Annotated in this window: 1 protein-coding gene and 1 pseudogene; both read right to left on the reverse strand. The window is 50.7% G+C overall.

What is annotated here, in order from left to right:
- A partial coding sequence (locus KDK16_RS07260; protein WP_257275365.1) for a DNA-directed RNA polymerase subunit alpha occupies positions 1-862 on the reverse strand: 862 nt, incomplete at its 3' end.
- Between the two features lie 31 nt (positions 863-893).
- Positions 894-1,071, reverse strand: a pseudogene (gene rpsD / locus KDK16_RS07265) (30S ribosomal protein S4); the annotation flags it as partial.

Consider the following 1,071-nt stretch of genomic DNA (forward strand, 5'->3'; position numbering starts at 1 on the left):
GTTCAACCTCAGTGCGCTGAATCAGGTCACCAATGTAGTAGATGTTTTCTGCCTTCAGGCAGTTAGCACTACGTACGGTCAGTTCGAGATCATCCACAGGGCGCAGCAGAATAGGATCAACTTCATCCTCTTCCTTAACTGGCTCTGGTTCAGGCTCGCCTTCCAAATCAACGAATACAGCCAGCTGCTGTTGCAGAATGGTTGCAGCACGACGGATAGCTTCATCCGGGTCCAGAGTACCGTCGGTTTCCAGATCAAGAACCAGCTTGTCCAGATCGGTACGCTGCTCAACACGAGCGCTTTCAACGACATAGGAGACGCGGTAAACAGGGCTATAGGTGGCATCCAGTTGCAGACGGCCAATAGCACGAGTCTCTTCTTCATCCTGATGACGGCTGTCAGCAGACTCATAACCGCGGCCACGCGCTATTCTTAGCTGCATGTTCAAGTCGCCTTTCTCATTCAGATTGGCGATCACATGATCCGGGTTTACGATTTCAACATCGTGGTCCAACTGGATATCCGCAGCAGTCACAGGGCCGGAACCTTTTTTGGTCAGACTCAGTGTTGCTTCGTCACGGCCGGTCATGCGAATGGCAAGACCTTTGAGGTTCAGCAGGATGTCAATAACATCTTCCTGAACACCTTCAATCGCACTGTATTCATGCTGTACACCATCAATCTCAACTTCAGTCACGGCACAGCCGGGCATGGAAGAAAGAAGGATACGACGCAAAGCATTGCCCAAGGTATGTCCAAAACCACGCTCAAGCGGTTCCAGAGTTACCTTAGCGCGCGTCAGGCTAATTTCCTCGACATCAATGTGTCTAGGAGTAAGAAATTCAGTAACCGAATTCTGCATGGATGTTACACCCCACCTAACTGTCTATCCCTTACTTGGAGTACAGCTCGACGATCAAGTTTTCGTTGATGTCGGCTGACAGGTCACTCCGCTCGGGCAGCACCTTGAAGGTACCTTCCTTTTTGCTGGCATCAACTTCAACCCAGGTAGAAAACCCACGCTGAGCGGCCAGTTCAAGGGCTGCATTAATACGCAGCTGGTTTTTAGCC

The organism is Endozoicomonas sp. SESOKO4, assembly GCF_024606275.1.